This is a genomic window from Acidovorax sp. 94, assembly GCF_003634645.1.
GTDB lineage: Bacteria > Pseudomonadota > Gammaproteobacteria > Burkholderiales > Burkholderiaceae_C > Acidovorax > Acidovorax facilis.
Genome location: NZ_RBJA01000001.1, coordinates 2,593,777 through 2,606,965 on the forward strand (window position 1 = coordinate 2,593,777; position 13,189 = coordinate 2,606,965).

Consider the following 13,189-nt stretch of genomic DNA (forward strand, 5'->3'; position numbering starts at 1 on the left):
GTGAGGCTCCTCAGGCGCGATCGGCCACACGCTCACCCAGCAGGCCCGAAGGACGCAGCGTCAGGATGATGATGAGCACGATGAACGCAAAGATGTCGGTGTAGTGGCTACCCAGCAGACCGCCCGTGAGCGTGCCGATGTAGCCCGAGCCGATGGCTTCGATGAGACCCAGCAAAATGCCGCCCACCACGGCACCGGCCAGGTTGCCAATGCCGCCGAACACCGCCGCCGTGAAGGCCTTGAGGCCCGGCAGGAAGCCCATGGTGTGCTGCGCCGTGCCGTAGTTGGAGGCATACATGATGCCGGCCACGGCGGCCAGAATGGCGCCGATGATGAAGGTGGCGGAAATCACCATGTCGGGCTTGACGCCCATCAGGGAAGCAACGCGGGGGTTCTCAGCCGTGGCGCGCATCGCGCGGCCCAGGTTGGTGTGGTTCACCAGGTACACCAGCGAGGCCAGGGCAACAGCGGTCACGCCCAGGATCAGGATCTGTGTGGGGGTGATGTAAGCGCCACCCACCTCGAACGGCGCGCTGGGCAACATCGTGGGATAGGGCTTGTAGTTGGGCTTCCAGATGATCATGGCCAGCGTCTGCAGCAGGATCGACATGCCGATGGCGGTGATCAGGGGGGCGAGTCGAGGACTGTTGCGCAGAGGGCGGTAGGCCACCTTCTCGATCACAAAATTGAGCGTTGCGGCAACCACGCAGGCAATGAGCGTGGCCAGCAGCAGGATGAGCCAGCCCGGGGCGCCAGGCATTGCAGCCTGCATCATTCCTATACAGCTCCAACTGGTCAGAGCCCCAATCATGAGCACTTCGCCGTGGGCGAAATTGATCAGCTGAATAATGCCGTACACCATCGTGTAGCCCAAGGCTATCAAGGCGTACATGCTGCCGAGTACCAGACCGTTGATGATCTGTTGCAGCAAAATGTCCATAAGAGAAGTCCTTCGTTTGTAACGTACCCACCGCTTTGGCACCGGAATCGGTACAGCCTTGTGGGCCCGACTGCCATCTAGCAAAAAACCCGCCAGAAGTGCAGCTGTGCGGGTTTGTGGACGGGATTGTAGCGAGTAGTCACAAGCGGCCCCCACCAAGCCGGGCGGGGTTTTCCCTCGGGTTGGCGGCACATCAGCGGGCAACGCAATCCATAAGCTCACATGATGCAAGCAGGAAAATTGATGTGCGAACTTATTACCAGCCTCATGCCAAATCAGCATGACGCGGGGTGCGGCTCCCACGGGCAGAGGTTCAGGACTTTTCGTCCGGCCCATCCTCCAGATCGGCCGAAACATTGCGCGCACGCAGCTCACGCAATTTCTGTGCAATCTTGATTTCGAGCCCACGCTCCACCGGCGCGTAAAAACCGGGCTCCGGCATGCCCTCGGGCAGGTAGTTTTCGCCTGCGGCGAAGCCGCCCTCTTCGTCGTGCGCGTAGCGGTAGCCCTTGCCGTAGTCGAGCTGTTTCATGAGCTGTGTTGGTGCGTTGCGCAGGTGCATGGGCACGGGGCGGGTGCCGTCCTGCTTCACCCAGGCGCGGGCTGCGTTGTAGGCCTTGTAGACCGCGTTGGACTTGGGCGCCACGGCCAGGTACACCACACATTCGGCCAGGGCCAGCTCACCCTCGGGGCTGCCCAGGCGCTCGTACACCTCGGTCGCGTCCAGCGCGAGGCGCAGCGCACGCGGGTCGGCCAGGCCGATGTCCTCGCTGGCCATGCGCACCAGGCGGCGCGCCATGTAGCGCGGGTCGGCACCGCCGTCGAGCATGCGCACCAGCCAGTACAGCGCGGCATCGGGGTCGGAGCCGCGCACCGACTTGTGCAGCGCGCTGATGGTGTCGTAGAACTGCTCGCCGCCCTTGTCATAGCGGCGCATGCGCTCGCCCAGCACCTTGAGCAGCCAGGCGTCGGTGATCTCGGACAGCTTCTCTTGCGTGGCCGCCATGGCCAGGGTTTCGAGTGTGTTGAGCAATCTGCGGGCATCGCCATCGGCATAGGCCACCAGTCGATCAATTGCTACATCTTCGATATCTGGTAGCGCTTTCTCCGCCTGCGCCAGAGCCACTATTTGCTTCAAATCCTGTTCGGACAGCGGCTGCAGCACGTACACGGCGGCGCGGGATAGCAGCGCCGAGTTCACCTCGAACGACGGGTTTTCGGTGGTCGCACCAATGAAGGTAAACAACCCGCTCTCCACATGCGGCAAGAAGGCATCTTGCTGGCTCTTGTTGAAGCGGTGCACTTCATCCACAAAGACGATCGTGCGCTGCTGCATCAGACCATCACGCGCGGCCTCGGCACGTTCGACCGCTTCCCGGATGTCCTTGACCCCGCCCAGCACGGCACTGATGCTGATGAACTGCGCGTCAAAGGCATCGGCCATGAGCCGCGCGATGGTCGTCTTGCCCACACCCGGCGGGCCCCAGAGGATGCAGCTGTGCGGGCGGCCCGATTCGAACGCGAGCCGCAGCGGCATGCCCGGGCCCAGCACATGCTGCTGCCCGATCACCTCGCCCAGCGTGCGGGGCCGCAGGCGCTCGGCCAGGGGCTGGTGGGCCGAGGGGTGGGCCTGGGAAGGTGCTGCGGAGGCACTGCGTGCTGCCATGTTCGTATCCTGTCTACATCACGCTGGTTTTTAAGCCAAATTGGCCTCTAGTGCTTATCTGATAAACGCTGACAGCTATCTTTTTCGCAGCAACTTACTGTTTCACCACATCCGCTCCAGCGGGCGGCTTGAACTGGAAGGTGCTGGCGGGCAGCGCTGCGTTGGCCTGCATGCCAGTGAAACGAATCAGGGAGCGCTGGCCAAAGCTGTCCAGAATATCGAGGGCCGCCAGTTGCTCACCCGCAAAACCCACGCGCACGCTCTTGAGCTGGCCATCCTTGGTCTTGGGGCTGGCCAGCACCCACTGCAGGCCATCCTGCTCAGGCGCTGCTTCGAGCGTGAACTCGGCCTTGAGCGCCGACAGGTCGGGGGCCGATGCGAGCAGCGCGGCGGGCGTGCTGCCCAGCGCCTGTGACTGCGAACGCTGGGTGACCTGGTTCAGGTCCACGTCGTACAGCCACAGGGTCTGGCCATCGGCCACGATGGTCTGCTCGAAGGGTTTCTTGTAGACGAACTTGAAACGCCCGGGGCGCTGGAATTCAAAACTGCCGCTTGATGTCTTGGTGCGCGCGGTCTGGCCGTCCTTGGGGGGCGAAGTCACGGTCTGCGTGAAATCCGCCTTGCCCGTTTGTGCGCCCTTCATGAACGATTCAAGGCTTTTCAAGCCATCAGCGCTGGCCAGCGTTGCGCTGGCAGCTATCAAAATTGCAGTAACGGTCTTTTTCAAAAGGAACTCCTGTGGGGCACGGGCTGGGCTCATCGCCCTGCCCTTGTCATTCGCTGCGCGCGGGAACCAGCACTTCGCGCTGGCCGCTGGTGGTCAGGCCACTCACAAGGCCCGCCTTTTCCATGTCTTCCAGCAGCCGCGCCGAGCGGTTGTAGCCAATGCGCAGCTTGCGCTGCACGTACGAGATGCTGGCCTTGCGGTCCTTGAGCACCACTTCGACGGCCTGGTCGTACATGGGGTCCTTCTCGCCCCCTTCGCCACCACCGCCCTCCCCTGACAGATCACCCTCGCCATCCACAGTTCCACCTTCGAGCACGCCTTCTATGTAGTCCGGCTCCCCTTGTTCCTTGAGATAACTGACGACACGGTGTACTTCTTCGTCCGACACAAAGGCGCCATGCACCCGGATCGGCAGGCCCGTGCCGCTGGCCATGTAGAGCATGTCGCCCATGCCCAGCAGGGCTTCTGCGCCCATCTGGTCGAGGATGGTGCGGCTGTCGATCTTGGAGCCCACGGAGAACGCGATGCGGGTGGGAATGTTGGCCTTGATCAGGCCCGTGATCACATCCACACTGGGGCGCTGCGTGGCCAGGATCAGGTGGATGCCGGCCGCACGCGCCTTCTGCGCCAGGCGGGCGATCAGCTCTTCGATCTTCTTGCCCACCACCATCATCAGGTCGGCCAGCTCATCAATGATGACCACGATGTGCGGCAGGCGCTGCAGCGGCTCGGGCTCTTCGGGCGTCAGGCTGAAGGGGTTGTAGATGAACTCTTCGCGCGCCTTGGCTTCATCGATCTTGACGTTGTAGCCCGCGAGGTTGCGCACGCCCAGCTTGGACATGAGCTTGTAGCGCCGCTCCATCTCGGCCACGCACCAGTTCAGGCCGTGCGCGGCCTGTTTCATGTCGGTGACCACGGGCGCCAGCAGGTGCGGAATACCTTCGTAGACCGACATTTCCAGCATCTTGGGGTCGATCATCAAGAGGCGCACATCGCGTGCCTCGGCCTTGTACAGGAGCGAGAGGATCATCGCGTTGATCCCCACCGACTTGCCTGAGCCCGTGGTACCCGCCACCAGCACGTGCGGCATCTTGGCAAGGTCCGCCACCACCGGGTTGCCCACGATGTCCTTGCCCAGGCCCATGGTGAGCATGCTCTTGGCCTCGTGGTAAACCTGCGAGCCTAGGATTTCGGACAGGCGGATGGACTGCCGCTTGGCGTTGGGCAGCTCCAGCGCCATGAAGTTCTTGCCGGGGATGGTCTCCACCACGCGGATCGACACCAGGCTCAGCGAACGCGCCAAGTCCTTGGCCAGGCCCACGATCTGCGAGCCCTTCACGCCGGTGGCGGGCTCGATTTCGTAGCGCGTGATAACCGGTCCGGGCATGGCCGCGACCACGCGTACTTCCACGCCAAAGTCCTTGAGTTTTTTCTCGATAAGGCGGCTGGTCATCTCCAGCGTCTCGGGCGCCACGGTTTCCTGGCGCTGCAGCGGGCCATCGAGCAGGTCCACCAGTGGCAGCTTGCTGTCGGGCATCTCGGTGAACAGCGGCTTCTGGCGCTCCTTCACCACGCGGGTGCTCTGCGGCACGTCTACCAGCACGGGTTCGATGATCTGGATCGGTTGGGGGTGGTGCACCTCGCTCTCGGTGCGTTCCTCGAGCACCACCACTTCACGCTCGCGCGCGGCCTTGCGGCCCACAGCCACATCCTTGGCCACTTCGCGCTTGGCCAGGCGCGACTGCACCAATGCGTCGATGCGCCCTCCCACAATTTCCGCGACATGGCCCCAGGAGAAACGGAACACCAGCGCCGCCCCCAGCACAGCCAGCACGATCGCCAGCAGGCCCGAGCCCGTAAAACCCAGCCACTTCACACTGGCAGGCCCCGTGATGTAGCCCAGCACGCCACCAGCATGCCCCGGCAGGAACGCTTCAAACCGGTACAGGCGCGACCACTCCAGCGCAGTGCTGGCACACATCAGCACCACCAGCCCCACCCAGAACATGGCCCGCCTGCGCATCGGGCTTACCGCGCCCGGGGCCGATTCGCCGCCGCGCATCCACCGCGCCAGCGACGACAACCAGGCCCGCACACCGGCCGCCACACACCACCACACCGAAAAACCCAGTGCAAAGTAGCTGCCATCGGCCAGCCACGCACCAAACCGGCCTGCCCAGTTGGCGACCAAACGCCCACCCCGGGCGCCCGAGGTGGACCAAGCGGCATCCTGCGCGGAATAGCTCAGCAGGGCCAGCAACCAGAAAACCAGGGCCAGCAGCCCCACCATCAGGCCAATTTCGTGGCCAAAACGGGCAGCGCCCGTACGCGGCGGCGACTTCGCCGCAGCCGATGCATTCAGGGTATTGAGGGAATAGGTCATAAGCGTGCCGGGCGAGCTTACCGCAAGCCCCCGGGCATGACACCCGGGCTGAAGCGTTGCTAACTCAACGCGTTCAATCGGTCCTTGAGCACAGTGGCGCCACTGGGCAATGCCTCGATAAAGCCACGCTCTTCCAAATCTTTCATCACGCGGCTGACCATCTCGCGGGAGGCGCCCACCATCTTGGCCAGGTCCTGCCGGGAGATTTTGTCTTTGATCACCAACTGGCCCTGAGGATCGGGCACCGCAAAGTCCAGCAGGGCATGGGCCACACGCCCATACACATCCAGCAACGCCAGTGACTCAATCTTGCGGTCGGCATGGCGCAGGCGCTTGACCAGCCCCCGCATCACCACCAGCGACATGGAGGCGTTCTCTGTGAGGCAACGCGCGAACTCTGCGCGCCCGAGCATGAGCACATCGGTCTGCACCTCGGCACGCACCGTGGCCGAGTGGGGTTCGTTGTCGATGATGCTCATCTCGCCGAGGTAGTCGCCCTGCGCGAGGGTAGCCAAAATCACCTCACGCCCCCGGCTGTCCGATGTCATCACGCGGGCGCGCCCCGTGAGCAGGATGAACAGGGCGTTGGATTTTTGCCCTTGCTCCACCAGCGCCTCGCCACGCTTGAAGCGGCGCTTGATCACCGCACCACTGATCACCTCGGCCTGGGCCACCGTGAGCAGCGAAAACAAGGGCACCCGGCGCAGCAGGTCCAGGTTGGACAACATCGTCGACATGAAAACTCCTCTCTAGAGCGACCCAACCGGAGCCGCACGGGTTGTGCAAGGGGTATCAATGGGTTCTTACAATCGCCGTGATTGAAAAAGGGACCGCTCGCGTGAGCGGTGCACGGTTGATACTTGCCAGCTCAACCCCCAGCTTCCCCAACAGCGCCGCATGTAGCAGGCGCAAAACACAGGCTTTTACCATGTCCACCACCCAACACGCGAAAGTTCTGATTCTCGGCTCGGGCCCTGCGGGCTACACGGCGGCCGTCTATGCGGCCCGCGCCAACCTGAACCCGGTGCTCATCACCGGCATGGCCCAGGGTGGCCAGCTGATGACCACGACCGAGGTGGACAACTGGCCGGCCGACGTGCATGGCGTGCAGGGGCCGGAGCTGATGCAGCGCTTTCTGGAGCACGCCGAGCGCTTCAAGACCCAGATCATCTTTGACCACATCAACAAGGTCGATTTCAGCCAGCGCCCCTTCACCCTCACCGGCGACAGCGGCACCTACACCTGCGATGCGCTGATCCTGGCCACTGGCGCATCGGCCAAGTACCTGGGCCTGCCTTCGGAAGAGGCCTTCATGGGCAAGGGTGTGTCGGGCTGCGCCACCTGCGACGGCTTCTTCTACCGCGAGCAGGACGTCTGCGTGGTCGGTGGCGGCAATACGGCGGTAGAAGAAGCGCTGTACCTGTCGAACATCGCCCGCAAGGTCACCCTGGTGCACCGACGCGACAAGTTCAAGGCCGAGCCCATCCTGGTGGACAAGCTCAACGAAAAGGTCGCGGCCGGCAAGATTGAGCTCAAGCTGTTTCACACGCTCGACGAAGTGCTGGGCGACAACACGGGCGTGACGGGCATCCGCATCAAGAGCACCAAGGACGGAAGCACGGAAGACATCAAGCTGCAGGGCTGCTTCATCGCCATCGGCCACGCGCCCAACACCGAGATCTTCCAGGGCCAGCTGGAGATGGAGAACGGCTACATCATCACCCAGGGTGGGCTCAAGGGTTTTGCCACCCAGACCAGCGTGCCCGGCGTGTTTGCCGCAGGCGATGTGCAGGACCATGTGTACCGCCAAGCGATCACCAGCGCAGGCACGGGCTGCATGGCTGCACTGGACGCCCAGCGCTTCCTGGAACAAGAGTCTTGATGAAAAACTGGGCAGCAGGCTATAATCTGCGGCTTTGCTGAATTCGGCCCGTTTTTGCGGTCATCCGAAACAGGCAAATCAATCGGGTTACCGCCACCCTTTCTGGCGAGGTGAGGCCGCAAGCCAACCTGAGCAAACAAGCCCAGGGCCCAGCGAACGGCCGTTAAAAAGTATCGGAGTGTCCTCATGGCACGCGTCTGCGACGTAACGGGCAAGAAGCCCATGGTCGGGAACAACGTTTCCCACGCCAACAACAAAACCAAGCGCCGGTTCCTGCCGAACCTGCAATACCGCCGTTTCTGGGTCGAGACCGAAAATCGCTGGGTTCGCCTGCGCGTTTCGAGCGCTGCCCTGCGTTTGATCGACAAGAACGGTATCGACTCGGTGCTCGCAGACCTGCGCGCACGTGGTCAGGCTTAAGGAGAAGCACCATGGCAAGCAAAGGCGGACGCGACAAGATCAAGCTGGAATCCACTGCGGGTACCGGCCACTTCTACACCACGACCAAGAACAAGAAGACCATGCCCGAGAAAATGCTGATCATGAAATTTGATCCAAAAGCTCGCAAGCATGTGGAATACAAGGAAATGAAGCTCAAGTAATTCGGCCCGTTCCCTCAAAAAAACCGCCCGTCCAGGGCGGTTTTTTTATGCCTGCTGCGCAGACCTTTCACCCAGACTCTTTGCTCAAGCAACCTTGCGCGGCACGGGCAACTCGGCCATCTGTGCAGCCAGCAAGGCGCCCAGCCTGCGGTAGCCCGCCTCCACTTCGGCCGTGAACGGCATCCCACAGCTCAGCCGCAAGAAGTGCTCATACCGCCCGGTGTTGGAGAACATGGGGCCCGGGGCCACACGGATACCGTTTTGCAGCGCCTCGTCGTACAGGCGCGTGGAAGAGATGCCGACCGGCAGTTCCAGCCACAGGCTCAGGCCACCCGGCGGCAGGCTCAGGCGTGTGCCCATGGGAAAGTAGCGCGCTACGGCCCTCGCCGCCTGTTCTCGCTGGATGCGCAGCTGCGCCCGCATGCGGCGCATGTGGCGCTCGTAGGCCGGAGAGTCCACACTGCGCGCCGCTAGCAGCTGCGACCAGGTCTGCATGTTGCGCGTGCGAGCGAACTTGATCATCTGCACACGGGCCTGCCAGCGCCCCGCGCTCATCCAGCCCTGGCGCAAGCCGGGAGCAAAGCTCTTGCTGAGCGATGCGCAATAGATCACCTGCCCGGCATCGCCCTGCCGGTCCCAGGCCTTGGCGGGCCGCAGCACGTGCGGCGACTCCACGAACTCCCGGTAGATGTCGTCCTCGATGAGGGCTAAGCCATGCTCCACGCACAGAGCCACCAGTCGCTCCTTGTGCGCATCGGGCATCACGCTGCCCTGCGGCATCTGCAGGTGGGGGACCACCACGACACCCTTGAGCCGTGGCTCGTTGCGCGCAGCCAGTTCCAGGGCTTCAAGCGACATGCCCGTGTGCGGGCTGCAGGGGATCTCCAGCGCGCGCAGCCCGCGCACCTCGATGGCCTGCAGGATGCCAAAGAAGGTGGGCGATTCGACGGCGATAACGTCGCCCGGCTCGGCGATGGCGTCCAGCGCCAGGTTCACCGCTTCGGAGTTGCCGAGCGTTGCGCCAATATCGGCCGGCGCGACACACACGCCGAATGTGAGCGCATGCCGGGCCATGGCCTGCTGGAATTCGGGGTGGGTGGTGGGCGCGGACGGGCCGTACACCAGGACGTCGGGTTGCTCGCGCAACAGGCCGTGGGCCAGGCGGTTGAGCGCTGCCGCATCAAACAGGCTTGGCGCGGGCATGGCGCTGCCCAAGTCCAGCGGCAGCGGGCCTGCGCGGCGGGCTTTTTCGAGAAAACCGGAAATGCGCTCGTTGATGCCCGCAAACACCCGCGGGTCGTGGGCCAGCGGCTCGTGCAACTCGGGCTCGCGCGCCCGGGGCAACGCCACATCGCCCGGCTCCCGCACAAAGTAGCCCACCCGCTCGCGCGCCTCCACGCAGCCCAGGGATTCGAGATGCCGCAACACCTGTAGTGCGGTGGTCAGGCTCACTTGGTGCCGCTGGCACAGCTCCCGCACCGACGGCATGCGCATGCCAGGCGTCAGGCTGCCAGCGGCTATGGCCTGTTCGTACAAAGCTGCCAGTTGGCGGTAGAGCGGGGCATCCCGCGAATCGGAAGAATGTGACATGGCGGGTATGGGGTACTGCTGCCGAGCTGTGGCGCAGGCTCAGAAGCCTAGAGGCGCATCGTGCCCGAGCCCTCTCTGCGGGTACAGATACAGGAACGCACAGATCGGACCATAACAGCACGCCAGTAATCTGCGCTGTTCTACCCGTTCCTGCACCGCCGTGTACCTGCCGGAGCAACGCTGCTTTTTTTACGCTACAGCCTCACAGCAGCCCTTCCTTCAGGAGCCCCGCACCATGCCACAGCGCAATCCAACCACCATCCCGCCCACCACCCCATCGGCCGCAGTCACCTTGGGCCTCACACCCGGCCAGAGCCTGTGGCTGTGCCTGCCGCCCGGCAGCGCACTGCACACCACTCAGGGAGAGGTGTCACTTCGCTTTGCTCCACGAGACTTCGGGCACGCGTTGCACACTCTGCCGCAAATGCGGCTTGGGGCGGGCGAACATCTGCCCGAGGGCTGGAACACCAAGGCCGCCTGGGTGCAGGTGGGCAACGCCCTGCACTGCCGCTCTGAGATCCAGGTGATCGAAGGCACTCCCAGGCCGGGACTTTGGCACCAAGTACGGCACCTGCTGCGCTCAGCCTTTGCAGGCCGGGACAAAACCGCAAAGAACCGCGCTTTTGGCAAGGTGCCCGCAATGCGGTAACCGCTGCACCAAAGAAAAAGGCCTTGCCAGATGGCAAGGCCTTGGACAATGCGCGGCCCGCTTCAGCCCTGCGCCGCACGCAGCCGTAGCGAGAACTCACGCAGGGCGGCTATACCGCTTTCTTCCGCGCGGCGGCACCAGGCTTGCAGGTCCGCGGTAAGCTGCTCGCGCGATTGCGAGGTGTTGAGCCACAGCTGGCGCAGCTCTTCGCGCATGGTGACCATCTTGTCGAGCGCGGGGTGCGCAGCACGGGCCTGGGCCAGTTGCGGCAATGCGATGGCCGGCACCTTCTCGGCATCACGGTGCAGCCAGCGCTTGGCGGCCTGGAGCACCGAGGCATCGGCATTGCGTGCCTTGAGCGCTGCGATTTCGTCCTTGCAGGCCTGGCGCACGCCACGCGCATAGCCAGCCATCACCTCATAGCGGTTGGCAATCAGGGCCTCCAGCGTCTTTTCATCGGCTACAGGCTTGACGTCACCCAACTGCAGCTTGGGCGGCACCTTCTTGACCGTGGCCCAGCCAATCTTCTTCATCAGCGTGATGTAGACCCAGCCGATGTCGAACTCATACGGCTTGACCGAGAACTTGGCCGACGTGGGATAGGTGTGATGGTTGTTATGCAGCTCTTCGCCGCCAATGATGATGCCCCAGGGCGAGAGGTTGGTGCTGGCATCCTGCGCCTCAAAGTTGCGGTAGCCCCAGTAGTGGCCCACACCGTTGACCACCCCCGCCGCCCAGAACGGAATCCAGAGCATCTGCACCGCCCACACTGCGGCGCCCAGAGCGCCGAACAGTGCAAGGTTCAGGATCAGCATGAGGCCCACACCCTGCCAGCCGTAACGGGTGTAGACGTTGCGCTCCATCCAGTCATCGGGCGTGCCGTGGCCGAACTTCTTCATCGTCTCCTGGTTCTTGGACTCGGCGCGGTACAGCTCGGCGCCACGCCACATCACGGTGTCCAGCCCACGGGTCTGGGGGCTGTGGGGGTCGTCCACGGTTTCGCACTTGGCGTGGTGTTTGCGGTGGATGGCGACCCATTCCTTGGTGACCATGCCCGTACCGATCCACAGCCAGAAGCGGAAAAAGTGCGAAGGGATGGCGTGCAAGTCCAGCGCGCGGTGCGCCTGCGCGCGGTGCAGGAAAATCGTGACCGCCGCAATGGTGATGTGGGTCGTCGCCAGGGTGTACAGAATGATCTGCCACCAGGCCAGGTTCCACAACCCATGGCCCAGCCAGTCAATGGCAGCGTTCAGTACAGCCCAATCGGGTAACAGCATATTCAGAAAGCCTTACTTCTACAGAGAAACCGTTCGCCAACGGACCGGTTACCTGATTTTAGAGTGGTACCCGCGAAATAGGTTCGGGGGTATCCATGGTATTTACGCTGATTTAGCGCCTTTAGAAGGCCAAGTCAGGCCTTTTTGGACCAGATTGCGGCAAAGAACCCATCCGTTTGGTGCACATGGGGCCACAGGCGCAAATAACCACTGCCCGACTCACCACCGCTGCACAGCGCCTTGGCCCCCTCCACCTTGAGCTGCTCCAGCAGTTCGCCCGCGTCGAGCAGTTCAAAGTCCGGGTGCGATGCGCTGAATGCCTCTGCGATGGCCTCGTTTTCCTGCGGCAGGATGCTGCAGGTGGCATACACCAGACGGCCGCCGGACTTGAGCAGGCGCGCTGCGCTGTCCAGAATGGCGGTCTGTTTGGCCACCAGCTCTTCGATGGCTTTGGGCGACTGGCGCCATTTGAGGTCCGGGTTCCGCCGCAGAGTCCCCAGGCCCGAGCACGGAGCATCGACCAGCACGCGGTCTATCTTGCCCGCCAGCCGCTTGACGCGGTCATCGCGCTCGTGGGCAATGGCGGCGGGGTGCACGTTCGACAGGCCGCTGCGGGCCAGGCGCGGTTTCAGAGCATCCAGGCGGTGCGCCGAGACATCAAACGCATACAGGCGCCCGGTGCTGCGCATGCCCGCGCCGATGGCCAGGGTCTTTCCACCTGCACCTGCGCAAAAATCCACCACCATCTCGCCGCGCTTGGCGTCAAGCAGCAGGGCCAGCAACTGCGAGCCTTCATCTTGCACCTCGATGGCACCGCGCGTGAACGCATCCAGCTTGGTCAGCGCAGGCTTGTCGTCAATGCGCAGGCCCCAGGGCGAATACGGCGTGGGGCTGGCCTTGATACCGGCCTTGGCGAGCTCCTTTTGTACGTCGGCACGCTTGTCTTTGAGGGCATTGACGCGCAAATCCAGCGGGGCGCTCTGCGCCAGGCTTTCCACCAGCGGCCAGAAGCCGTCGCCCAGCTGGTCCTTGAGGGGCTTCACCAGCCATTCGGGCAGGTTGTGACGGTGGCGCTCCATCAGGTCATCGACCGTGACCGCATCGCACTGGTCCAGCCAGTTCTTTTCCTGGTCGGTCAGTGCGCTCTTGAGGAAGTCGCGCGGGCCGTAAAACCCCAGGATGGCCAGACGGCGCTCCTTGGGTCCCGAGCCCGAGGGCGCCATGTGGTCGAACAGGAGCTTCTTGCGCAGCACGGTGTAGACCGTTTCGGCCAGGGTGGCCCGCTCGCGGGGGCCCAGGCCCCGGTTATCGCGGAAGAATCGTGACACCACCGCATCGGCGGGGTGTTCAAACGTGAGGGTGAGCCTGACCAATTCGGCACAGGCGTCGAGAAGAACTTTGGGATGCATCCCCCGATTGTCCCACTGTGGTCTGATCCACAGCCAACCACAAGGCTCCTTCAAACGATCCGCA

The 13,189-nt window shown here is 63.4% G+C and carries 12 protein-coding genes; 4 read left to right on the forward strand and 8 right to left on the reverse strand.

All coding sequences use genetic code 11. The features are described from left to right. Positions 1-10: 10 nt before the first annotated feature. The 5 genes from C8C94_RS11925 to C8C94_RS11945 all read right to left on the reverse strand — a co-directional run bounded on the left by C8C94_RS11925 (position 11) and on the right by C8C94_RS11945 (position 6,453). A complete protein-coding gene (locus C8C94_RS11925; protein WP_055403068.1) occupies positions 11-940 on the reverse strand; it encodes a branched-chain amino acid ABC transporter permease in 930 nt (309 codons plus the stop codon). A gap of 313 nt (positions 941-1,253) precedes the next feature. After that, positions 1,254-2,606, reverse strand: a complete 1,353-nt coding sequence (locus C8C94_RS11930) for a replication-associated recombination protein A (protein WP_121420852.1) — start codon at positions 2,604-2,606, stop codon at positions 1,254-1,256. 94 nt (positions 2,607-2,700) lie between these two features. Continuing rightward, positions 2,701-3,333, reverse strand: a complete 633-nt coding sequence (gene lolA / locus C8C94_RS11935) for an outer membrane lipoprotein chaperone LolA (protein WP_121422824.1) — start codon at positions 3,331-3,333, stop codon at positions 2,701-2,703. 46 nt (positions 3,334-3,379) lie between these two features. Next, positions 3,380-5,716 (reverse strand): DNA translocase FtsK, encoded by a 2,337-nt coding sequence (locus tag C8C94_RS11940; RefSeq protein WP_121420853.1) that lies wholly within the window; start codon positions 5,714-5,716, stop codon positions 3,380-3,382. A gap of 59 nt (positions 5,717-5,775) precedes the next feature. Further along, positions 5,776-6,453, reverse strand: a complete 678-nt coding sequence (locus C8C94_RS11945) for a Crp/Fnr family transcriptional regulator (protein ID WP_121420854.1) — start codon at positions 6,451-6,453, stop codon at positions 5,776-5,778. Positions 6,454-6,644: 191 nt separating this feature from the next. On the opposite strand from C8C94_RS11945, the gene trxB reads away from it, so the two are divergent. The 3 genes from trxB to rpmG all read left to right on the forward strand — a co-directional run bounded on the left by trxB (position 6,645) and on the right by rpmG (position 8,200). Further along, a complete protein-coding gene (trxB, locus tag C8C94_RS11950) occupies positions 6,645-7,598 on the forward strand; it encodes a thioredoxin-disulfide reductase (RefSeq protein ID WP_055403077.1) in 954 nt (317 codons plus the stop codon). Positions 7,599-7,784: 186 nt separating this feature from the next. Beyond that, positions 7,785-8,018 carry a 50S ribosomal protein L28 gene (gene rpmB, locus C8C94_RS11955; protein ID WP_007859763.1) on the forward strand — a complete coding sequence of 78 codons (234 nt, stop codon included), beginning with the start codon at positions 7,785-7,787 and terminating at the stop codon, positions 8,016-8,018. An 11-nt stretch (positions 8,019-8,029) separates the two neighbouring features. Continuing rightward, positions 8,030-8,200: a 50S ribosomal protein L33 gene (gene rpmG, locus C8C94_RS11960; protein ID WP_008904999.1), complete on the forward strand. Its 171-nt coding sequence runs from the start codon at positions 8,030-8,032 to the stop codon at positions 8,198-8,200. Positions 8,201-8,284: 84 nt separating this feature from the next. On the opposite strand, the gene C8C94_RS11965 is transcribed toward rpmG, so the two are convergent. Continuing rightward, positions 8,285-9,790 carry a PLP-dependent aminotransferase family protein gene (locus C8C94_RS11965; protein ID WP_121420855.1) on the reverse strand — a complete coding sequence of 502 codons (1,506 nt, stop codon included), beginning with the start codon at positions 9,788-9,790 and terminating at the stop codon, positions 8,285-8,287. Positions 9,791-10,025: 235 nt separating this feature from the next. Here C8C94_RS11965 and C8C94_RS11970 point away from each other — a divergent pair, with 235 nt between their 5' ends. Continuing rightward, the gene (locus C8C94_RS11970; RefSeq protein ID WP_121420856.1) at positions 10,026-10,439 is read left to right on the forward strand and encodes a hypothetical protein; all 414 of its coding nucleotides are present in this window, start codon (positions 10,026-10,028) and stop codon (positions 10,437-10,439) included. 62 nt (positions 10,440-10,501) lie between these two features. Here C8C94_RS11970 and C8C94_RS11975 read toward each other — a convergent pair whose 3' ends face one another. Continuing rightward, positions 10,502-11,716 carry a fatty acid desaturase gene (locus tag C8C94_RS11975; protein ID WP_121420857.1) on the reverse strand — a complete coding sequence of 405 codons (1,215 nt, stop codon included), beginning with the start codon at positions 11,714-11,716 and terminating at the stop codon, positions 10,502-10,504. 134 nt (positions 11,717-11,850) lie between these two features. Beyond that, a complete protein-coding gene (locus C8C94_RS11980; RefSeq protein ID WP_121420858.1) occupies positions 11,851-13,125 on the reverse strand; it encodes an RsmB/NOP family class I SAM-dependent RNA methyltransferase in 1,275 nt (424 codons plus the stop codon). Positions 13,126-13,189: the final 64 nt, after the last annotated feature.